The sequence below is a fragment of the Actinoplanes sp. NPDC021490 genome, assembly GCF_055562135.1.
In genome coordinates, this window is the sequence record NZ_JBVHFW010000016.1 from 217,587 (window position 1) to 237,001 (window position 19,415).

Annotated in this window: 17 protein-coding genes; 8 read left to right on the top strand and 9 right to left on the bottom strand. The window is 69.8% G+C overall.

The annotated features are described in order from the left end of the window. Positions 1–56: 56 nt before the first annotated feature. Positions 57–296, bottom strand: a complete 240-nt coding sequence (locus tag ACZ3I4_RS34790; RefSeq protein WP_465386328.1) for a hypothetical protein — start codon at positions 294–296, stop codon at positions 57–59. Positions 297–455: 159 nt separating this feature from the next. Between ACZ3I4_RS34790 and ACZ3I4_RS34795 the strand changes: the two genes are divergently transcribed. Genes ACZ3I4_RS34795 through ACZ3I4_RS34805 form a run of 3 tightly spaced genes read left to right on the top strand, consistent with a single transcriptional unit; the run spans position 456 to position 3,642 of the window. After that, positions 456–1,268 (top strand): polysaccharide deacetylase family protein, encoded by an 813-nt coding sequence (locus ACZ3I4_RS34795; RefSeq protein ID WP_465386329.1) that lies wholly within the window; start codon positions 456–458, stop codon positions 1,266–1,268. Continuing rightward, positions 1,265–2,260, top strand: a complete 996-nt coding sequence (locus ACZ3I4_RS34800; RefSeq protein WP_465386330.1) for a glycoside hydrolase family 26 protein — start codon at positions 1,265–1,267, stop codon at positions 2,258–2,260. The genes ACZ3I4_RS34795 and ACZ3I4_RS34800 overlap by 4 nt, the downstream gene beginning before the upstream one ends. Then, entirely contained in the window at positions 2,257–3,642 is a 1,386-nt protein-coding gene (locus ACZ3I4_RS34805; protein ID WP_465386331.1) for a right-handed parallel beta-helix repeat-containing protein, read from the top strand. The genes ACZ3I4_RS34800 and ACZ3I4_RS34805 overlap by 4 nt, the downstream gene beginning before the upstream one ends. Here the strand turns inward: ACZ3I4_RS34805 and ACZ3I4_RS34810 are convergent. The 3 genes from ACZ3I4_RS34810 to ACZ3I4_RS34820 form a co-directional block, all read right to left on the bottom strand. Next, positions 3,639–4,004 (bottom strand): hypothetical protein, encoded by a 366-nt coding sequence (locus ACZ3I4_RS34810; RefSeq protein ID WP_465386332.1) that lies wholly within the window; start codon positions 4,002–4,004, stop codon positions 3,639–3,641. The genes ACZ3I4_RS34805 and ACZ3I4_RS34810 overlap by 4 nt on opposite strands. 70 nt (positions 4,005–4,074) lie before the next feature. Then, positions 4,075–5,673, bottom strand: a complete 1,599-nt coding sequence (locus tag ACZ3I4_RS34815) for an NACHT domain-containing protein (RefSeq protein WP_465386333.1) — start codon at positions 5,671–5,673, stop codon at positions 4,075–4,077. Next, positions 5,585–7,330, bottom strand: a complete 1,746-nt coding sequence (locus tag ACZ3I4_RS34820; RefSeq protein ID WP_465386334.1) for an NACHT domain-containing protein — start codon at positions 7,328–7,330, stop codon at positions 5,585–5,587. Before ACZ3I4_RS34820 ends, ACZ3I4_RS34815 begins: the two co-directional genes overlap by 89 nt. Before the next feature lie 66 nt (positions 7,331–7,396). Between ACZ3I4_RS34820 and ACZ3I4_RS34825 the strand changes: the two genes are divergently transcribed. After that, positions 7,397–8,098, top strand: a complete 702-nt coding sequence (locus ACZ3I4_RS34825) for a vWA domain-containing protein (protein WP_465386335.1) — start codon at positions 7,397–7,399, stop codon at positions 8,096–8,098. Continuing rightward, on the top strand, positions 8,091–8,855 hold the full coding sequence (locus tag ACZ3I4_RS34830; RefSeq protein ID WP_465386336.1) for a hypothetical protein: 765 nt from the start codon (positions 8,091–8,093) through the stop codon (positions 8,853–8,855). The genes ACZ3I4_RS34825 and ACZ3I4_RS34830 overlap by 8 nt, the downstream gene beginning before the upstream one ends. A gap of 54 nt (positions 8,856–8,909) precedes the next feature. On the opposite strand, the gene ACZ3I4_RS34835 is transcribed toward ACZ3I4_RS34830, so the two are convergent. The 4 genes from ACZ3I4_RS34835 to ACZ3I4_RS34850 form a co-directional block, all read right to left on the bottom strand. After that, positions 8,910–11,342 carry a hypothetical protein gene (locus ACZ3I4_RS34835; protein WP_465386337.1) on the bottom strand — a complete coding sequence of 811 codons (2,433 nt, stop codon included), beginning with the start codon at positions 11,340–11,342 and terminating at the stop codon, positions 8,910–8,912. A 72-nt stretch (positions 11,343–11,414) separates the two neighbouring features. Next, entirely contained in the window at positions 11,415–12,752 is a 1,338-nt protein-coding gene (locus ACZ3I4_RS34840) for a glycosyltransferase family 2 protein (protein ID WP_465386338.1), read from the bottom strand. Next, positions 12,749–13,714, bottom strand: a complete 966-nt coding sequence (locus ACZ3I4_RS34845; protein WP_465386339.1) for a glycosyltransferase family 2 protein — start codon at positions 13,712–13,714, stop codon at positions 12,749–12,751. Before ACZ3I4_RS34845 ends, ACZ3I4_RS34840 begins: the two co-directional genes overlap by 4 nt. A gap of 46 nt (positions 13,715–13,760) precedes the next feature. After that, positions 13,761–14,618, bottom strand: coding sequence for a glycosyltransferase family 2 protein (locus tag ACZ3I4_RS34850; RefSeq protein ID WP_465386340.1), 858 nt, complete (start codon positions 14,616–14,618; stop codon positions 13,761–13,763). Between the two features lie 821 nt (positions 14,619–15,439). Here ACZ3I4_RS34850 and ACZ3I4_RS34855 point away from each other — a divergent pair. From ACZ3I4_RS34855 to ACZ3I4_RS34865, 3 genes are all read left to right on the top strand, one after another. Then, positions 15,440–16,375 carry a sulfotransferase family protein gene (locus tag ACZ3I4_RS34855; RefSeq protein ID WP_465386341.1) on the top strand — a complete coding sequence of 312 codons (936 nt, stop codon included), beginning with the start codon at positions 15,440–15,442 and terminating at the stop codon, positions 16,373–16,375. A gap of 80 nt (positions 16,376–16,455) precedes the next feature. Continuing rightward, the gene (locus tag ACZ3I4_RS34860; RefSeq protein ID WP_465386342.1) at positions 16,456–17,367 is read left to right on the top strand and encodes a glycoside hydrolase family protein; all 912 of its coding nucleotides are present in this window, start codon (positions 16,456–16,458) and stop codon (positions 17,365–17,367) included. Between the two features lie 281 nt (positions 17,368–17,648). Beyond that, positions 17,649–18,116 carry a response regulator transcription factor gene (locus tag ACZ3I4_RS34865; RefSeq protein WP_465386343.1) on the top strand — a complete coding sequence of 156 codons (468 nt, stop codon included), beginning with the start codon at positions 17,649–17,651 and terminating at the stop codon, positions 18,114–18,116. Here ACZ3I4_RS34865 and ACZ3I4_RS34870 read toward each other — a convergent pair. Then, positions 18,058–19,194 (bottom strand): M20 family metallopeptidase, encoded by a 1,137-nt coding sequence (locus ACZ3I4_RS34870; protein ID WP_465386344.1) that lies wholly within the window; start codon positions 19,192–19,194, stop codon positions 18,058–18,060. The two genes, ACZ3I4_RS34865 and ACZ3I4_RS34870, sit on opposite strands and share 59 nt — an antisense overlap. Positions 19,195–19,415 lie beyond the last annotated feature (221 nt).

Genomic DNA, 19,415 nt, shown 5'->3' on the forward strand with positions numbered 1-19,415 from the left:
CCCGGGTGATGAAGGACCGTCGTCGACCGGGGGTACGGGCCAGGCCATCGCGCGGTTCACTCCTCACGGGCGCCGGTGGAGAAAATCTGCCGATCCCGGTGGCCGGTGAGCCGGAACGAGTCGAACGTGACCGCGTGCAGGGCATAGATCGCGGCCGAGATGATCACGAACATCACGGCCAGGACCGCGGCCAGGCTGCCGTCGAGGGTCTGCCAGGCGGCCGGAACGAGAGTTGCCCCTAGCACGACGGCCGCCTGACAAGTAGCCTCCGCGCAACGCAACGGATCGAATGTCATAGCCTTCACCCTTCCGGGTGGAGATCCTGCGCGCCTCTGCCCGGAGCGGGACTTCGAGTACGACTTTCGGCAGAGGACGAAAGAGAAGAAACCGCAACCCTGCGCAAGGGTTCCGCCTAGCGTGGAACCTCAGACCACAAGGCGTACGAGGACGACCGCGTGACCGTGACCACGAGGCCGGGCTGGGACACTCTGCCGGCGCTCATGTACCACTCCGTGTCCGCCGTGGGTGGCCCCATGCGCGATCTCGCGGTGCCGCCCGCCCTGCTCCGGGAGCAGCTGCAGGCGCTCACTGCCGCGGGCTACCGCCTGGTCGGGCTGACCGAGGCGCTCGACCTGCTGGCCGCCGGCAGCACCGAGAAGCTGCTCGCCGTCACGTTCGACGACGGCTACCGCGACTTCCTCACCGAGGGCGTGCCGATCCTGAAGGAGACCGGAGCGGGCGCGACCCTGTACGCCTCGGTCGGCCATCTGGGCGGCACGGCGGGCTGGCTGGGTCAGTGGGCCCCCGACTTCGGGCCGATGCTCACCTGGGACGAACTCGGCGAGGTGGCCGCGTCCGGCGTCGAGATCGGCAACCACAGCCTGATCCACCACCCGCTCGACGTGCTCCCGGCCGGCCAGCTGCGCACCGAGATCGCCGACAGCCACGACGAGCTCGAGCAGCGGCTGCAGATCAAGGTGCGGTCATTCGCCTACCCGCACGGATACAACAGCCGGCGGGTACGTGACATCGTCGCGGCCACCGGGCACGAGAACGCCACCGAGGTGGGTCGCCGGCTGCACACGCCGGGGGAGAAGAAGCTCGCCGTCCCGCGGCTGCAGCCCACCCCCGACCACAGCGGCGCCGACCTGGTCGAGCTGGTCCGGCACGGTGAGGCCGGTCTGATTCCCAAGGCCAAGCAGCTCGCCCAGCCGGGCTGGCGCGCGGTCCGCAAGGTGGCTCGCACGTTCGGGCGCAACCTCACATGAGGCGCCGGAGCCTGCTGGGCCTGTCCGCGCTGGCCGCCGTCCCGCTCGCCGGCTGCGAGACGTACCGGTCGGACGACGCCGTGCCGCCGGTCCCGTCCCGCCCGCCCGCCTCGGCCGGCGCTCCGGCCGCCAAGGCCCCCGTCACCCAGGGCGGCGGAGCGGTGCCCCTCAAGCACGGCGAGGTCATGCTCGGGGCGTACGTGGATCTCAAGGGTCTGGGCGCCGGCGCCGGGATCGATCTGCGCCGCCGCCAGCTCGGCCGGGCCGAGCGGGTCGTCCACCGTTACTACTCGTGGACCGACCCGCTGCCGGTCTCGCTGGGCTACGTGTCGTCGAAGAGCACGCTGATGATCTCGTGGCGCGGTCCGGAGTACAAAGAAGTCAACGGCGGCGGATCGGACAAACTTATCGCGCGCGCCGCAAAGCGCATGGCTGATCGCAAAAGGCCCACTTTCATACGCTGGGCGTGGGACATGAACCGCGACTTCTACAAATGGGGCGGACCGGCCAACAACAAGGACACCAAGGGCTACATCCAGGCGTTTCGCCGCATCCACCGGATCTTCAAGGAGGAGGGCGCGGACAACGTCGCGTGGGTCTGGAGCCCGAACTGGAATTCGCGCCCCGGCGAGGACTGGAATACCTACACGAACTATTATCCGGGGGATGAATACGTCGACTGGGCCGGTGTTTCCGGCTTCGCCCAGGCGCAGTCGCCGGGCGACATGTTCGACGCTTTCTACGAGACCTACTCGCCCCGGAAGCCCATCATGATCTCCGAGGTGTCGGTGGTCGACCGCGGCGGCAGCACCAAGCCCGACTGGATCGCCTCGCTCCGCGAATGGATCAAGGCACATCCCGCGGTCGGTGCGGCGGTGTGGTTCGACACCGACACGCACCCGTCCTCCCGGGAGAACTGGCGGATCGACTCGACGGCCGGGTCCCTGGCGGCCTACAAGGCGATGTCGAACGACCCGGTCTTCCACGGGTGACCGCAGGAGCACATCGGACGGGCAAGCCAAGTCATCGGGCCCCGGCCGGTACCCGCCGCCGCTGGCTGGGGCTGCTCGTGGTGCTGCTGCTCGGCGGCACCACGGCCGCCGGCTACCGGGCCTACTTCTACGAGGGCCCGCCCGACGTCGAGGCGGCCGGGCCCGGCCTCTGGGTGTCCACGCGCGGCTCCGACGACGCCGACGGCAGCCCCGGCAAGCCCTGGAAGTCGATCTCGCACGCGGTCGAGGTGGCGCCGGCCGGTTCCAAGATCTTCGTGCGGGAGGGCACGTACGCCCCCTTCACGGTGTCGCGTCCCGACCTGACCGTGCGCAGCGCCCCGGGCGAGGAGGCGACGGTCGAGGGTGTGTCCGGCGTCCGCGACGGCATCCTGGTCGCGGCCACCGGCACCACGATCGCCGACGTGACCGTGCAGGGCTGCGTGCCCAAGCCGAACGCCGACGTCAACATCAACGGCGACCACGGCAGCGGCATCCGCGTGCACAAGACGAGCAACGTGACGATCCAGGGCGTGACCGTGCGCGAGAGCCACGGCGAGAACGCCGCCGGCTTGCCGGTCGGGTGCTACGGCATCCTGGTCACCGACTCCAACGACGTCCGGGTCACCGCCAACGACGTCCACCACAACGGGGCCGGCATCGGCGTGACCGGCGGCGGCCGGGGCGTGCTGGTCGACGGCAACGACGTGCACGACCAGGACCGGATCATCCAGAACAGCAAGCAGGACGGCGACGACTTCGGCGGCTACGGGCTGTCGGCCACCTTCCTCACGGCCAAGCCGGGCCCGGTCTTCCGCAACAACACCGTGCGCCGCAACCACGGCCCGTCCGAGGACTACGGCATCGACGGCGGCGGCATGGAGATCTACGACGCCGCGAACGTCACCATCACCGGCAACACGTTCGAGGCCAACGACGGCGTGATGGAGACCGGCACCGGCAACGGCGGCGGCTGCGCCAACAACGTCTTCAGCAACAACAAGGCGATCGGCGGCACCCAGTCCGGGTTCGAGAACGACACCGGCATGGTGCTGCGCTGCGCGGCCGGCTTGACGGTCAGCGGCAACACCTTCGCCGACATGAAGAAGTTCACGTTCCTGCTGGCCACCGGCAGCGACTTCGCGGGCAGCATCGAGGGCCTGCGGATCACCGGCAACACGGTGACCCGCAACGACAGCGTCCCGATCTTCCGCCTGCAGATCGACGGCGGCGCCTCGCCCAACATGACGATCGACAAGAACAACTACGAGACCGGCGACAACAACTTCTCGATCCTCAACGGCAGCTTCACCGAGGCCTCCGTCCCCTACGACCAGTGGGTTTCCCGTACGGGCTTTGACAAGGCCTCGACCCTCAAGCGTTAGGGCGCTCGCCAGCCCGCATCCGTGCACGCCCGGGTCAAAGCGTTCGACGCCGTACGCCAGGCCGCGTTGCCCTCGTCGGCGTTGCGGCCGAGCTCCATGGCCCGCGTACGGATGGGATCGTTGTCGCTCTTGGCCGCCGACCCGGTGACCTTGTCAGCCAGAGCAAGCCGGGCCGACTGGCTGCGCGCGCCCGACTGCCCCGCGGCGAAGTCGTCGCAGGCCCGCACGGCCGGGTTGTCGAGCGTGCCCGGCCCTTCGTCGCCGGCGCCTCCGCCCCGGCTCGCGACCAGCGCGAAGACGGCCAGCGCAGCCACCACCAGCAGGGCGATCTGCACCTTGCCCATCTTGAACTTCAGTTTCACACCCAGAGGCTATCGGGACACGGGGAACGAGCGTCGCGTTCACTCACGGATGGGCGGAAACCGGCGGACGCTACACGACCTTGGTACGGGGGCCGAGCTTGCCGCGCCAGCGGGAACGGGCCTTCGGGTTCGAGATTCCGATCGTGAGCGGCAGCCCGGCCAGCGGCGACAGGTCTGGGTCGGTCCAAGCCGGGCCGATCGACAGCCCCCGTAGCTTCGGAAGCCGCGCGAGCGGTTCCAGATCGCGAACAGCGGGGCAGTCCAGCCACATCGTCTCCAGGCCGGTGGCAGCGGCGAGCGGCGTCAGGGAGGTGATCCCGGTGCTGTCGAGATGAAGCTGGTTGAGGCGTCCGAAGCGCACGAGTTCGTCCGCGCTGGTCAGCCAGTCACATCCGATCAGCTCCAGCGTCTCCAGCTCGGGTTGTGCCGTCGCGATCCGGCTCAGACCATCCGGTGGCCGCATCTGGCTCAGGCCGAACGTCGTCAGGCGGGGAAGATCGGCGAGCAGGTCGATGAGGCGGTGGTCGAGCGGCGGGTAGAGCCGCAACTGTTCGAGGCGTGGGAGGGAGAGCAGGGGCGCCGGGTCCCGTAGACCCTCGATGGAGGGCAGCCACAACATGCGCAGGCCGGAAAGCTTCCGCAGGAACTCGAGGCTCGCGGTCGGTCCGGTATGACTGAGGCACAGCTCGGCCAGGTGGCCGAGGTCGCCGACGGCGGGAAGATCCAGAATCGGCGACTGGGACCACACCGTAAGCCCGGTCAAGCTGTCGGCGAAGGCGACGAGCGGGCTCAGCCGGGCGATTTCCCCGGAGAACCAGCCTTCCTCGATCGGCGGCGCACCCGTCAGGTGATCAGCCAGGTCGGTGACGTCGCTGAGACCCAGCCATCGGATCGGCGGCTTCTGGTCGACGTGCCGCCAGGCGGCGAGCTCGTCGGGGTCTTGGATGATGAGATCGTTGTGGCCCAGACGGCGCAGCACCCGGTCGGCGTACACCTGAGGATCGAAGTACTTGGCCATCCGGCCGAGCTCCCGGTGCACCTGATAGCGGGCGTCGTCCGCATAGCCCGACAGGAGTTCGAGGGCCTCGGCGCCACCTACTAGCGCAGCGGCCCGGACCACGGCCGAGGCGGCCTGTTCCGACAGGTTTCCAAGAGTTCTGGGCAGGATCGGCAGCAGCGCCGGCCCGGCCGTCGCCAGCGACCGTCCCTCCTCGGCCCGGCGCGGGGGCAGCAGCGCGCCCAGCTGCGCCTCGACCTCGGCTCGCACGGCCGGATCGACGGATCTGGCCGTGGCGAGCGACGCGGCCGCGACGAGCCGCAGCACCCGGCCCCGCCGTGGCTCCTCGCCGATGCGCCGGAGCAGGCCCTCGAAGAGTTGCCGCCCGGTCGGCCGGTTGGCGTGGCCGGCCGCCATCACCACGATCTCGCGCCAGCCGTCGAGGTGCGCGCGGTCCACGAGGAAACCGACATCGCCCTGGTCGGCGCACTCGCGCGCGGTCAGATACTCCTGGAACGTCCGATGGACGAAATCCACGTGATCGACGGCCGGTTCCCGGAGCACCCCGCTGCGCTGGATCAGATCATCCAGCAGCATCTCCGGGTCGTGACCGGGCAGCCCGATGACGGCCAGGCGGTGCGTGATCTGCTTGATGGCGTCGGCCCGCGGCATCTCGCTCCGCGCGTTCAGCGACAGGCGCCAGGCCACCGCTTGCAGCAGCTCCTGTTTCTGGTCGAGGCCCAGCATCGAAGGCGCCACCGCGGGAACAGCCCGTTCGATGTCGCGGCGCACCAGCAGCATGCCGAGGGCGGCTTCGTAGACGGCCATCCGGTTCGGAGGCAGCGCCGTCCGGCGGTCCAGGTTGAGCATGCAGAGGAGCGCACAGAGCAGGGGATTCGGTTGCGATCGCCCGCAGGTGGGGTGTCGCGTCGAGCTGCGCCAGAAGCGATCCCTCGTAGCGGGGCAGTTCCTCGGCCGGGCTCGGCAACCAGGTCGAGGACAGCATCGCCCGGTGCCAGTGCGCGATGAGCCGACGGATGTCCGCCGGGCTCATCGGGTCGACGACCAGCGATCGGAAGCCCTCGTTCAGCAGCCACCGGGCCGAGGCCGCCGCCGGACGTGAGGTCACCACGATCTCGGTTCCCGGATAGGCGTGCAGCAGGCCTCTGATCCACTCCCGGACGGCGGGCCGGTCGCGGGCCGGGACCTCGTCGACGCCGTCGATCAGAAGCAGAGCAGTGCCCGCTTCCAGCTGGCGGTGCGCCCAGCCCGGCGGCATCAGCCCGGCGATCGGCTGGGCCGTCGTGGCGACGAGACTCTCGGGCGAGGGAAAGGTGGCATCCTCGTACCGGCGAAGGCTCACCAGGAACGGGGTGCGGCCGTTCCACCGGTCCAGGTCGGCGGCGAAGGTTCCCCGTGCCGCCTGAATGGCGAGCCACCGCAGCAGGGTCGTCTTACCCGCGCCGGCCTCACCCCGCACCAGGGTCAGCGCTTGAGCACCCAGCGCCTGCTCGACCCGGCGGGACGCCTCGCCGCCCTCCGGCCGCTCCATGATCGAGGTGCCGATCCTCAGCCGCACGGGATTGTCCGGCACGGCGTCACCCGAAACGGTGAGGCTCACGTACGCCACACTGAGCGTGGTGCGCGGGTCGAAGGAGCGCACGTCGACACCGAACAGCTCCACATGGTCGAGGGCCGCACTGACATGGTCGAGATACCGGCGGCGGAACTCGGCGTCCAGGGCGGTGCCGGCCGGCGCGTCGAGCGAAGGGGCGGGCAGCCGGGCCAGCAAGTGGGCCACTTGCTCACTGAGCGAGGTCGTCCGGCTGAGAAGTTCCGCAACGCCCCGCGGTGTGAACGCGTTGAGATGGACGGCCAGCTTGACGTACAGATGGCAGCACTCGTCCAGCGTCTGCCGATAGAGGCGCTGGCCGGCGTCGGAAAGGCCGGCTCGGGCGACCACGCCGGAGGCCCCGGCCCGGAGGTCCCGGCTCAGACGTGCGGGGTCGGCGTCGGCCTCGAAGAAGTGCTCGTCGTCAAGGTCTCCCACGCGGAACGTCTCGGCCACGGCATCGAGGGCAGCGCGTCTCTCGCCCTCGTCGAGACGACCCTCTTCGCGCTCCCACACGCGATCGAGGCGCTTGGCCACGCTGTCGACGATGGCCGCGATCTCGCGTTCCTGGTTGCGTCGCTGATAGTCGTCCAAAGGGGTGAGGTTGATTTGGTCGCCGAGCTGTTTGGAGCGTTCGCCGGTGCGGCGCTGCTCGTCCGCTACCCGCTTGATCAGCGGTGCCACCAGTGCCTTGGCGATCGCTAGCGGTTCCGGCATGCGCTCAGCATAGGGTGATCGGCGCTGGTCTAGTGTGGTCCGGATCGACGAGGACAGGGGAACCGGATGGTCGCTCCGACCGGGCAGGCGACCCGCAGAGTCGCCCTTGTTCATTTTGTGCTCGACGAGTCCGATCCGTCGGTGGCGAGCTTGGTCGAACCGGTGTTGCGGACCGCTGACGAGCTATCGGCGATTCGGCGTATGCGAAACACTGTCTGGTTCGGCGCGTCGGTGCTGGGCCGGATCCCGAGGGTCCTGACCGCCGCGGTTCCGGCTGGAAGCGCGATCCCGCGTCCCTCATTGACCTGGGGACCGAGCGCTGGTTACTCAGCTCTGTTCCAGTTCCTGCCCGAGCAGCTCGAGGCGGACAAGCGCCGCATCCGGGCCGACCAGCTCGCGCACGGTGTCCAGGCGGTGGTGGCCCGGCCCTGGGTCCTCTTTCTCACCTCAGGGCGCTCGCAGGACGGCGCACGCCCTCAGCCGATGAGCGAATGGGCTGCGGAGCGTGAGGCCTTGACCGGCGACCGGAAGGGACCGCAGATGGCGACGATCGGGCCGCCCACCGCGGACCACACCGTTCTGTGGAACATGTCAACGGGCGAGCCCCACGGCGCGCGGAACGCCTTCGTCTGGTCCGGTCGCCCGGATCCGGAGACCTTCGCCGAGAGCCTTTACCACGATTTCACGGTGTCGCACGTGGCCGGCCTCGAGTCGGTGCTCGACCAACCTTCGGGCTGGCACCGGGTCGGCGGGAACAGCGGTGGATGACCTGCAGTGGGACGATCTGCACCCGACTCCGGACCGGCGTCTGGCCCGCCATGCCCGGCTGGCCCCGGTACGCCTGGCCGACGCGTTTTTCCTGGTCAAACGGTACGACCGCCCGATGAACGAGGCCGCGCTCAGAGCCATGGTGTCGTGGCGGAGGGAGCTACCCGAGACTGATCGGCAGCGGCTCGACGGCATCAGTGCCTGGCCCGCCGGCGTCGTCGGGGACGGCGACCACGTGGTCGGACCGCTGATTCCGCTGGCGGGCGAGGAGTTCTTCGAGGGAGAACGACCGAGGACCCTGTCCGTCATGAGTGCACCACCCGAGTCGACCCGCGGGGCAGCCGCCGGCCTCGTCGATGCCGTGCTGTGGCTGCATGAGCGTGGGGTCGTCGTCAACGATCTTCAGCCCGACAACGTCCTCTGCACGGCGAGCGGCGACCGGGTCCTGCTTGTCGACTGCGACGCGATGGTGGGCCCCTGGGGAGCGGTCTCGGAGGTCGCCGCGCCGGCGGCCATGTGGGACGTCGTTCCCGGCCTGGGCACCCCGGACGTACAGACCGACCGGGCGCGGCTGGCCTGGACGTTGATCTGGCTCATTCTTGGCGACTTCGCGCTGGTGCAACTGGGTGAGCCCGACTATCGCCGGCTGGCCGCATCGATCGGGATGGAAGGTGCGGACCTGCTGCTCGAGGCCGGCCGGGGGACGCCGACCACCAGCGCCGACTGGAGCCGGTTCTCCGCCGCACTTCGGGCGTAGAACAAAATTGTCCGCCCCGAGAAGCTCTCGGGGCGGACAACCTGACCTTGACCCTTACTGAGCGGCCGGGGCGCCGACCAGCTTGAAGATCGCTACGCCGGGGCCCTGGTAGAAGACCTGCCAGTTGGACGAAGCGCGCAGGGCGGCGTCGAGCGACTGCATCGCGTTGTCGTCGGCCGTGCCGAAGTAGTCGGCGTAGTCGTCCATCGCGTCGTTGACCACCAGGTAGTTGGTGGGGTAGTTCATCGAGCGGATGTACGTCTCGATGTCGGGCAGCCGGCCGCCGTTGAGGTTGCCGGTGAACAGCGGGTCGCCGATCAGCGAGATGTCGACCGACACGTGGCCCTTGTTGAAGTCGCCGTAGTTGGCCTCGAGCTTCGTCGGGAAGTTCGGGGCCACCAGCACCAGGCCCGAGCCGGGCTCGGCGTTGGCGTAGAAGTACTGCGCGGCCTCGATGTCGGTTGCCCGCACCTGGTGGACCATCAGCTGGCCCTGCAGGCCCTGCAGACCGGCCAGCAGCAGCACGGCCAGCAGCACGCCGGAGGCCAGCATCGCGGGCACCCCGCGCCGGCCCTTGCCGGCCCAGAGCACGCCGATCAGCAGGCCGACGAACGGCATCGAGAAGGCGAAGACCCGGTAGATCGCCTCGCCGCCGTAGTTGCCGGCGACCAGGGTGACCATGGGCAGGAAGCCGATCAGCGCAGGCACCAGCACCCGGCCCAGCTTCTTGCGGGTCAGGAAGACGGCGATCAGGGCGGCGAGCCAGACGCCGATGGCCAGGGCCCGCGAGACGGTCGCCGAGAACTCCTGCTCCGGCGTGTTCCAGCTGGCCGAGTTGCCCGAGGCGTTGGACAGCAGGTCGAAGCTGAACAGGCTGTACTGGCTGTTCACCGTGCCCAGGCGGGGCACGAAGAAGAGCAGCATGAGCGCGACGAGGCCGGCCAGGAACGTGCGCGGCCGCAGGATGCCGAGGATCGTCAGCGCGAACAGCGGCACCATCATCAGCACCGGGGTGAGCTGGTGCGACACGATGATCGCGGCGAACAGGCCGGTGGCGCCGAGGGCGGCGAAACGACGCGTACGGGCGTCGGTCTCGATCCGGGCCGGCATGCCCCGCACGGCCCAGGCCCGCAGCCGGCCGATGCGGCCCTTGGGCTCGGTCTTGATCTCGGGGGCGCCGACCAGCCAGCGGGTCACGATCACCCAGAAGGCCAGCATCAGCGCGAACACCATCGCCTGCGGCGAGAAGTAGCCGATGTCGACCCACATGCAGGCCTGGAAGAGCAGCACGGCCAGCGCCATGACCCGGCGGTCCTTGGTGAACTGGCGCAGCAGGGCCGCCGTCATCAGCGAGGTGACCAGCGCGAACAACAGCGAGGACCAGGCCGCGAAGGACAGCCCGTCGACGCCCGAGACCTGCGACAGCCCGGCGACCGCGGCGAAGAAGCCCGGCCACTGCTGGTAGATGTCGCTGCCGCTGATCAGGCTGCCGTTCTCGCGGATCAGGTCGACCACGCCGATGTGCTTGTACGTCCAGGCGTATTCGATCGTGCCGTCGAGCAGCGGCACGGTGGCCTGCATGATGATCGGGACCACGATCAGCGTGGCCGTGAGCACCAGCGGGCGGGCCCGGCCGAACAGCTCGACCGCGAAGCCGATGAACAGCAGCACGACGCCGACGACGAAGGGCACGCCGAGCGCGGCGCTGAAGCCGTACAGGCCGACCTCGTCGGGGGAGATCTGGGCCAGCGCGAGGATCCACAGGCCGACACCGGCGGCCAGGGTCACGAACGGGATGGCGCCGAGCGCGATGCCGTTGTCGACCGTGTCGTACGGCTTGCCGACCCGGCTCAGGATGAGCGGCACCCCGGCCCGGGTGAGACGGAAGAACTGGTAGGCCGACCCGAGGACCGTGACGCCGGCGAGCGCGCTCAGCCAGGCCACCGGCTCCCACACCCGCAGCCACAAGGTGACCGAGGACAGGAGCGTGACGATCGCGAGGCTGCCGGCCACGGCGAGCGCCCAGGAGACCAGGCGGTTGCGCACGTTGGCCACCGACAGCACCGCCGCGCCCGGGCCGAACAGGGCCAGGACGAGCAGCAGGATCAGACGGCCGGGCCCCTCGGGGACGACCTGTCCGACCAGGCCCAGCACCCCGGCGACGATGCCGGCGAGCGCGAACTCGGGCCGGTGGTCGGCGCCGGACTCGTGGTCGGCCGCGGCCGCCGGCTCCTCGATCAGCGCGGGCGCGGCGCCCCCCGTGGTGATCACCGGGGCGGGCATGAACCGGGTCTGCGACGAGTCGTCGGGACCCATCGGGATCCGTACGGTCTTGTCACCGATCTCGAGCCGGGTCGTCGCGTCCTTGTCGACGGTGGAGATAACCGCGGTCGCGTCCGGTGCCGGCTGGGCCTCGCCGGCGGCGCCGAGAACGATCCGGACAGTGGAGTCCGGCTGGTCCGGCTTATCGGCCGAGCGTTGCTGCATTGGTTCTGGGCCTCCGTCGTGACGCTGGGGCCGGGACGCGTCACGGGCAGACGCGCATCCCGGTCGATGTTTCTAAGCCTGGCTGGCGCGTACCTTAGCCCGCGCGGCCCGCCGAGACGTGAAGTAGGCTCGCGGACCCGCCAGCATGCCACGGCGGTTCGCCGAGAGCAGCTCGGAAGGGAAGTCTTCGCGGATGGTCGCAGTTCGGGCAGTGTCCTTGCCGGTCATGTCCTTCATCGCGCTCGGCACCAGCCGCAGCAGCGGGAAGATCAAAGCCGGGCGGGACACCAGCAGGCTCGTGTACGCCGCCACCAGGCCCGTGCCGTAGCCCACCATCTGCTTGCGCAGGCCCTCGAGATCGCGCCGGTGGTAGTGCCGGGTGATCGCCGAGGGCTGATAGACGATCGTGCCCCCGGTCAGCAGCACCTGGGTGAAAGCCAGCGTGTCCTCGGAGCCCATGGCCGGGGTGCCGGCGCCGAGCGCGGTGTCGAACAGGCCGATCCGCTCGATCACGCCGGGCCGGAAGGTCATGTTCGCGCCGGTGCCGAACGGCGGCAGCGGGTAGAGCGGGCTCTGCACGTGCCGGGTGTGCGGGCCGAACTCGTCCGGCTTGAACCCGCGGCCCTTGCTGTGCCCACCGAACTGCTCGAACCAGATCTGTGCCCTGGTCTCGAGCTCGGCCGGCACGATCACGCCGGAGATCACGTCGGCGTCCGGGTGCTCGTGCAGCGCCCGGGCGACCTCGGCCAGCCAGTGCGGGTCGGCCACCTCGTCGTCGTCGAGCCAGGCCAGGATCTCGCCCGGCGCGGCCTTGACGGCGGCGTTGCGGGCGAAGGAGAGACCGCCCTTGGGCTCGACCAGGTAGTCGACCGGGCCACGGGCGGCGGCCGCCCGGACCACCTCGGCGGTCGCGTCGCTGACCGGCGCGTTGTCGACGACCAGCACACGGAACGCGGGGTACTCCTGGGCGAGCAGGCTGTCGAGGCACTTGGTGAGCTCGGCCGGGTGCTCGCGGGTGCAGACCACGACGGTGATGTGCGGCGCCGTGGTGAGCACGAACCGGCGCTTGGCCAGGAAGTCGGGCTCGCTGGCCGGGTTGAGGCCGTGCACCGGAACGGCGACGTCACCGAGGCGTTCGCGTACGGCGTCACCCAGCTCGGCCTCGACCGCCCGGGCCAGCTCGGCCGGTGTCAGGCCCGCCGCCGGGATGTCGAGCAGCAGGGCGCCCAGCGGCTCGGAGAACAGGCGGATCAGCAGCCACGCCTGCTCGGCGCGGCGGCCGTCGGGCTGCACGGCCGGGATGGTCCGCAGCGGCTCGGACAGCTCGAGGTCGCGGACGATGCCCGGCAACGAGTCGTCGGGTGCGCTGCGCTGCGCCGGGATGACGCTGCGGCCGAGATCGGCGCTCATCGTGCGGCCTCCAGCGTCTTGGGAACCTTGGGGGCGCGCTTGGCGGCGACCGTCTCGACGACGCCACCCCAGCCCGCCGCGGCCACGCCGGCGACGATGCCGCCGGCGCGCAGGAAGTTCTCGGCGCCCTTGCCGGTCAGGCCGGCGCCCAGGTTGCGCAGCGCCGCCTTGGGCAGCGACCACAGGTAGGAGCGTTCGGCGCCCAGCGTGTCGCTACCGCCGTCGTCCAGGCCGGCCATCTGCACCTTGCCCCGGCCCTCGGCGTAGCAGCGCTTGACGAACCACGGGAAGGTCGAGCGGTTCGCCGGCACCTCGTGCCGGATCATCGCGCCCGGCACGTACATCCAGTGGCCGCCGTTGTGCGCGCTCATCCGCAGGCAGAGCTCGGTGTCCTCGGGGCGGTTGCGGTCGCCCAGCTTGCCGAAGCCGACCCGGAAGCCGCCGACCGCGTCGAACGTCTCGCGGCGCACCACCATGCTCGCCGACCAGACGTTGCGGATCGGCGAGGTCTCGGTGGGCATGCCGGCGTACGAGCCGCCGACCGCCCACAGGAACTCCGCGGGCATCCAGCGTGGTTCCGGACCCTCCCAGGCGGGGATGATGCCGCCGCCGGTGCCGACCACGGAGGGGTCGCTGAAGGGCGCGATGAGCCGCTCCAGCCAGTCCGGGCCGGCCGTGATGTCGTCGTCCATGAAGGCGACGAGGGCGGTCTTCGCGTGGAAGGCGCCGGTGTTGCGGTTGCCGGAGACGCCCTTGGCGTAGGCGTTCTCGAGGACGGTCACCCCCGGCAGGTCCCGCTGGATGCGGCGGAACAGCTCGGGGTTGTGATCGACGACCACGACCACCTCGGCCGGCTCGGGCTCCTGCGATCGGGCGCAGGCGACCGTCCGTACGAGCGAGGACCAGCGTTCCTCCGTATGGGTCGGGATCACGATGGTCGTGTCGAGGGGGGTGGTTTCCACGGGAGGCGTCTCCTGAAGCGAGGGGTGGGGACGGGTCTCGGTGTGGTCAGCTCAGCCGGTTGACGTCGGTGCTCACGGCGCCGACCTCGTCGCGCTCGCGCTGGGCCGGGGCCGGCGCCGGGGTGCTGCTGGGGCCGTGGGTGCGGCGGCCCGGCTGCTGGTGCACGATGACGCCACCGGGACGGCGCACGCCGTTGCGCTTCTGGCTGCGCATGCGGCCGTACTCGCTGAAGATGGTGCGCAGCACGCGGAAGCCGTCGCGGAAGGTGTTGAGGTTGGTCTCGCCGTGGATGCGGCGGTGCTCGATGCTGCCGACCTCGCCGACCTTCATCCCGTCGACCGCGGCCCGGATGTTGATCATGGTCTCGATCTCGAAGCCGTCGCCCCAGTGCTTGGTGCCGTCGGTCTTCTTCGGCAGCCGGGTGTCGGGCAGGTCGAGCACCGGCACGACGCTGGCCCAGAACGCGTTGTAGCCGTAGCAGAGGTCGGTGAACTTCGTCCCGAACAGGACGTTGACCACCACGTTGAGCCCGTCGTTGCCCAGCTTGCGCAGCTTGGTGATGTCGTGGCTGTGCCCGCCGTGGTTGAACCGGCTGCCCTTCACGAAGTCGGCGCCGTCGGTCAGCTTCTTGACGAACAGCGGGATCTCGGCCGGGTCGGTCGAGCCGTCGGCGTCGATCATCACGATGATGTCGCCGGTGCAGGCGGCGAAGCCACAGGCGAGCGCATTGCCCTTGCCCGTACGGGTCTGGTGCACCACGACGACGTCGGGGCGCAACTCGCGTGCGACCTCGACGGTCCGGTCCTTCGAGCCGCCGTCGACCAGAACCACCTCGTTGATGCTCGCCGGCAGCTTGGCGAACACGTGCGGGAGGTTGCGCTCCTCGTTCAGGGTCGGAATCACCACGCTCACGGTCGGTGACGTCCCTCCGTCACCCCTCGTGTTCGCAGCGGGCGTCGAAAACTCCATGTCGGTCCCTTCCCGGGGCGGCAATGCGGTTCGATCAGCAAATCTGGCGGCAAGAAGCGTAGGGCTTTCGCTTCTGTCGACCAACGTAGCAAGACGCTACGAAGCGTCAACTGTCCGAAAAGACAACGTAGGGGCGGCTGGGTGGATCATTGTCTCCAACCGGATGACCGCAGTGTATTCACACGGGCAACTGGGAACGATTTTCGTCACTTCGTTACCGCAGGTAACGGACATATGTGGCCGCGAAAGGCGTGTCACCCATCAAGACGACAAGTTACGCATAGCCGGGGTTAAATCCCGCAAAGCGTCCATGTCGACTTTGCCGGATTACTCGCTGTGAATCGAGTCACCGCATACGGACATTACTGTGCGTACTTGTTCGGTTGCAATCCGGTTGCCGGCTCATTGATGGGTGGCTAATGCCTGAGCTGGGTAGGTATCGACCCGGGCGGAAATCGGCCGCGCCCCCGTAGCCTGCGGGCCGCCTTACCGTTGGTGAGACGATGAACGCTGATGAAGCCCGCTGTGTCTGCGGGCATGCGCACAGTGCCCACGAGCACTACCGGCAAGGAACCGAATGCGCTCTGTGCGGTCCCGGGCAATGCCCGCGATTCCGGCGCGTCACCTGGTGGCGCCGGCTGCTGACCCCGTAGCTGAGACGGGAGTGGCGAACACCTACTAGATCTGTAGGCTAAGTCTCACTTCGAGCGAGAACTCGCAGGTCGCGATGTCTCCGCACGACAGGAGGGACTCCCATGGCACTACCCGATTTCCTGATCGCCGGCGTGCCGAAGGCGGGCACGACCGCGCTGCACGCGGCGCTCGTCGGTCATCCCGGGCTCTTCCTGCCCGCGGTCAAGGAGCCCAAATTCTTTCTCTCCGACGGGCCGCCGCCCGCGCACGGCGGGCCCGGCGATGTGCAGACCTATCAGGAACACGTCTGGCGGCAATCCGACTACGAGGCGCTGTTCGATCCGGCCCGGGAGGGCGCCCTGCTCGGGGAGGCCACCCCGTTCTATCTGCACGATCTCGCCTCGCACGAGCGGATCAAGGCGCTGATCCCGTCGGCCCGGCTGATCCTGCTGCTGCGCGACCCGGTCGACCGCGCCCACTCGAACTGGACCCACCTGTGGAACGCCGGCCTCGAGCCGGAGGCCGACTTCCTCACCGCGTGCCGGGCCGAGCCCGAGCGCGTCGCCGCCGGGTGGGCCGCGTTCTGGCACTACCTGGGCCTGGGCCGCTACGGCGAGCAGGTGCGCCGCCTGTACGAGCACTTCCCGCGCGAGCAGGTGCTGCTGCTGCGCTACAAGCAGCTCAAGGACGAGCCGGCCGCCACCCTCGACCGCGTCTGTGAATTCCTCGGGGTGAAAACCGGGGTGCTGACCGCCGTGCCGCGCGAGAACGTGAACCGGCATGTCGTCGAGGACAACGGCGTGAACCAGGTTCTGCGCTTCCTCCTGCGCGGCGGGGGCACCTTCGGGCATCGCTTCCCGGTGCCACTGCGACTGGCCGCTCGCGGTCCGTTGCTGACCCTGCTGCACCGCAAGCACGGGAACCGGCCGGTCACGACGCCGGCCGAGCGGGCCGCGCTGCTGCCCTCGTTCGCCGACGACATCGCCCTGCTGACCGAGGTGACGGGGGAGTCGTACGACGACTGGCTCTCGGTGGACCGACACGCCGCGCGCGCCTAATCCCCACTTTGCCGATAGATAATGCACACTTGTGCCGATACTCTTCGCACCCTGATCTGCCGACTCGACGAGGAGCCGCCTTGACCACCGGAACCTTCACCCTGCCGCTGCCGCGCTGGGACGACTCCACCGTCGTGGTCGAGCCGCCCGGTGACGAACCGGGGGCGTGGTCGGGTGCGCCCAGCTCGATCGTCGCGGACGGGCACGTCTACCTGGCGTACCGGCTGCGGCTCCCGATCGGCGAGGGCCGTGGCATCGCCAACGTGGTGGCGCGCTCGTCCGACGGCGTGACGTTCGAGACGATCGCCGAGGTGACCAAGGAACAGTTCGGCGCCGAGTCGCTTGAACGGCCCGCCCTGGTGCGTACGGGCGACGGCCGCTGGCGGCTCTACGTCAGCGCGGCCACCCCCGGCACCAAGCACTGGCGGGTCGAGCTGCTCGAGGCGGCCACCCCGGAGGGCCTGGCCACGGCCACCCCGCGGGTCGTGCTGTCCGGCGACGAGACAGTCGGCGTCAAGGATCCGGTGCTGCACCACGACGCGTACGGGTGGCATCTGTGGGCCTCGGTGCACCCGCTGGAGAGCTGGGACGACGCCGACCGGATGACCACCGAGTACGCGACCAGCCCCGACGGCGTGCACTGGACGTGGCGGGGCACCGCCCTCGCGCCCCGGCCCGGCGAATGGGACGCCCGGGGCGTACGGGTGTCATCGGTGCAGGTGGAAGGCGACGAGATCACCGTTGCCTACGACGGCCGCGCGACGGCCGGCGAGAACTGGGAGGAGCGCACCGGCGTCGCCCGCGGCAAGCGCTCGGCCGACGGCAGCTTCGGGCCGCTCACCGCCGAACCGGGGGAGCCGCTGGGCAGCCCGCACGCCCCCAACGGCCTGCGCTACCTGAGCCTGATCGAGCTGCCCGACGGCCGCCGGCGCGTCTACTACGAGGCGACCCGGGCCGACGGCGCACACGACCTGCGCACGGAACTGATCTGACGTGTTACCGCAGGTAGTGGGCGATGTTAGCGCCATCACGATTCCCGGGGCTGGTGGCCGGGGATCGACGGCGTTCCTCTAGCTTGAGAACCGACGAAAGGTGCGCGCGGTAAACGGCCGCACCGTCGGTGGCGGGGTCCCTCCCACAAGGAGAGGCTCCGCCATTTTCTTTCCCGGCCTGCTCCCGTCGTGCACCCGGCGTTTTGCTGCAGCCTCCCCGCCCGCCGCCGATGGTGCCCTCGTTCGACAAGACGAACCGAGGGGTCAAGGGGAGAGATCACATGGTCGGAGCAGCGATTTCCATGGTGCCGGCGTTCATCGCGCCAGTGAGCGGCTACCCCGCTCCCGTCGCGGACTGGGTCACCGACCTGGCCGAGCCGACCATCCTGGTCGCCGACGACGACGAGGACGTGCGTGACCTGGTCACCAGCAAGCTCGTGGCGGCCGGCTACCGGGTGATCACCGCCGACGACGGCGCCTCCGCCCTGCGCCAGGTGGTCACCGAGCAGCCCGACATGGTGATCCTCGACGTGTCGATGCCCGGCCTCGACGGGCTCAGCGTCTGCTACGAACTGCACTCGTCGGTCGACACCGCCCAGATCCCGGTGCTGATGTTGAGCGGCCACTCCCGGCAGGTCGACATCGACCTCGGCATGACCGTCGGCGCCGACGACTACCTGGTCAAGCCGTTCAACCCGGCCGAGCTGGTCCGCCGCGTGCGCTGGCTTCTGCTCGCCAACGAGGACTGAGGCTCCGCAGAAAAGATCCCAACGCGTTCCCGTACGGGGTGAGCGTCGTCAGATCGACATATTCGCTCGCCCCGTGCTGGCCGTCACCACCCGGCCCGAAGATCACCGCGTCCACGCCCACCGCCGTGTAGTGCCGCCCGTCAGCGGCGCCGTGCTTGGCCAGCAGCGTGCCCGGGAACCCGGCGTCGCGCGCGGCCTGCCGCAACAGCTTCACCTCGGCACTCCCCGGATCGGCGTGATGCGGGTGCCCCAGCGCCTCGACCGTCGCCGTCACACCGGTGATCTCGCTCAGCCGAGCCGCGATCAACCCCGCGCTCGACCAGTCCCCGTCCTCGGCCGGGAACCGGATGTCGAGCCACGCGCTCGCCTCGTCCGGCACCTGGTTGACGGCCGAGTTCGGCGTGTCGATGCGGGCCACGTTCACCGTCGGCCGCCACACCTCCTCCTGCGGCACCGGATAGCGCCGCAGCAGCCGGGCGACCCCCTCCGTCACCTTGACCAGGGCATTGTCGCCGAGCCACGGGTACGCCGCGTGGGCCGCGCGCCCCTTCGCGGTGAGCCGGACATGAGCCAGCCCGCGCGACTCGTTGACGATCCGGAGCCGGCTCTGCTCCCCGATGACGACGAACCCGCCCCGGACCCCCTGCGCGATCTGATGGGCCGTGCCGTCGGCGCCGCCCACCTCCTCATCGGTGACCAGCTGCAGCGCGATCGGAATGTCGAGCTCCGGCGCCAGCTCACGGAACACGGCCGCCATGACCAGCGCGGCGGCCTTCATGTCTTGCGCGCCGCGGCCGTACAGGCGGTCGCCCTCGACCTGCGGCACGAACTGCTCCGGAGCGGCCGGGACGACGTCCAGATGGGCGTTGAGAATGACCCGGAAGTCGTCCGCCCCCGCCAGGCTCACCAGCGCGCTGGGCTTGCCGTTCGACTCGAACCGCCGCACGGCGAACCCCGGGCCGACCTCGGCCAGCACGAACTCGAGGGCCCGGGCCAGCTCGCCCGGCCGATCCGACGTGGACGGAATCGAGATCAGCCGACCGGTCCGCTCCACGAGTTCCCGCAGGTCAAGCTGCATGTCCGCACCTCCACCCGAGGATCGCCCCCAAGATCGCTCCCAGCCCAGAGGCCCACCCTCCCGGGGGCCCCCGCCACCGTAGGCGATGTCAAGCCACGCCCGGCACCTTGTCCACAAACACCCTGTCATGCCTGCGAGCCCTCGTGGAGTTATCCACAGCCCCGACCGTGCCGACTTCGCCGAACGGCACCAGGTTGCGGCCGGGAGCTGCCCCAGGCTGA

Coding starts and splice junctions, on each gene's coding strand:
- ACZ3I4_RS34855 (WP_465386341.1), top strand. CDS start 15,440: ATGGCACTACCCGATTTCCTGATCGCCGGCGTGCCGAAGGCGGGCACG.
- ACZ3I4_RS34790 (WP_465386328.1), bottom strand. CDS start 296: ATGACATTCGATCCGTTGCGTTGCGCGGAGGCTACTTGTCAGGCGGCC.
- ACZ3I4_RS34800 (WP_465386330.1), top strand. CDS start 1,265: ATGAGGCGCCGGAGCCTGCTGGGCCTGTCCGCGCTGGCCGCCGTCCCG.
- ACZ3I4_RS34840 (WP_465386338.1), bottom strand. CDS start 12,752: ATGAGCGCCGATCTCGGCCGCAGCGTCATCCCGGCGCAGCGCAGCGCA.
- ACZ3I4_RS34825 (WP_465386335.1), top strand. CDS start 7,397: ATGGTCGCTCCGACCGGGCAGGCGACCCGCAGAGTCGCCCTTGTTCAT.
- ACZ3I4_RS34835 (WP_465386337.1), bottom strand. CDS start 11,342: ATGCAGCAACGCTCGGCCGATAAGCCGGACCAGCCGGACTCCACTGTC.
- ACZ3I4_RS34815 (WP_465386333.1), bottom strand. CDS start 5,673: ATGCCGCGGGCCGACGCCATCAAGCAGATCACGCACCGCCTGGCCGTC.
- ACZ3I4_RS34820 (WP_465386334.1), bottom strand. CDS start 7,330: ATGCCGGAACCGCTAGCGATCGCCAAGGCACTGGTGGCACCGCTGATC.
- ACZ3I4_RS34865 (WP_465386343.1), top strand. CDS start 17,649: ATGGTCGGAGCAGCGATTTCCATGGTGCCGGCGTTCATCGCGCCAGTG.
- ACZ3I4_RS34870 (WP_465386344.1), bottom strand. CDS start 19,194: ATGCAGCTTGACCTGCGGGAACTCGTGGAGCGGACCGGTCGGCTGATC.